Raw genomic sequence first — 975 nt, 5'->3', positions numbered from 1 at the left:
TTGTGTAGCAGCCGATCCAGGATGGCGTCAGCCAGCGTGGCATCGCCGATAGCTTTATGCCATTGCGTAATCGGCAGTTGGCTGGTGATCAGCGTGGATTTCAGGCCGTGCCGGTCTTCCATAATCTCCAGCAGGTCGTTGCGGTGACTAAGCGTCATTTTCTCCAGCCCCCAGTCGTCCAGTAGCAGAAGATCCGTCTTGGCCAGTTGCTGGATAATCTTGGGGAAGCGTCCATCGCCGTGGGCAATACTGAGCATTTCCAGCAGGCGTGAGGTGCGGAAGTAGCGCACCGATAACCCTTGGCGGCAGGCTTGAGTGGCCAGCACGCAGCCAAGATAAGTTTTTCCGCATCCTGTTGGCCCTGTGATCAGAACATTGTGGTGCTGGTGTATCCACTGACTACTGAGGAGGTCGGCGAACTGACTTTGGGTAAGCCCTCGTGGGTGGCGGTAATCAATATCTTCCGGGTAAGCCTGAAGTTTAAGCTTGGCGCTTTTGAGCAGGCGACTGATTTTATTGTTATGCCGGTAGGTGGTTTCTCGATCCACCAGTAGCGCCAACCGCTCCTCGAACCCCAGTTCTTCATGTGTCCCGGGCTGTGACTGTTGCTGCTCGAGACCGTCAGCCATACCAGTGAGCTTGAGGGTACGTAGGATTTGCAGAGTTTGGTTATTCATCATGACTTTGTTTCCTTGCTAATCATCAGTGGTAGTAGGCTTCGCCGCGCAGGTTTTCGTGGCAGTCCAGACTCAGTTGCTCTTCTTGCACAGAGGTCATCGCCTCTTGCTTCAGCGGGACTTGATCCAGCCCTTGCTTGAGGATGGATTCCACACTGCTACGAGTGGGCGAGTTGATTAGCAGTGCTCGGCGGCAAGCGTTGTCTAATCTGTTTCGACCGTACTTTTTCGCATTGCTGAGCACCGCCACCTCGGCCTTGGATTTGTCCTTGGGTTTGTAAGGTCGCGCCGGGACCAC

Annotated in this window: 1 protein-coding gene and 1 pseudogene; both read right to left on the bottom strand. The window is 54.6% G+C overall.

Annotation, left to right across the window (positions count from 1 at the left end; translation table 11 throughout):
* The coding region (gene istB, locus BGP75_RS00040) for an IS21-like element helper ATPase IstB (RefSeq protein WP_076713784.1) at window positions 1-680 on the bottom strand (680 nt) is incomplete at its 3' end.
* A 22-nt stretch (window positions 681-702) separates the two neighbouring features.
* Window positions 703-975, bottom strand: a pseudogene (locus tag BGP75_RS00035) (hypothetical protein); the annotation flags it as partial.

The organism is Motiliproteus sp. MSK22-1 (assembly GCF_001968815.1).
GTDB lineage: Bacteria > Pseudomonadota > Gammaproteobacteria > Pseudomonadales > Balneatricaceae > Motiliproteus.
Note: the sequence above shows the minus strand (reverse complement) of the source record. Positions and strands in the feature narration are given on the sequence as shown.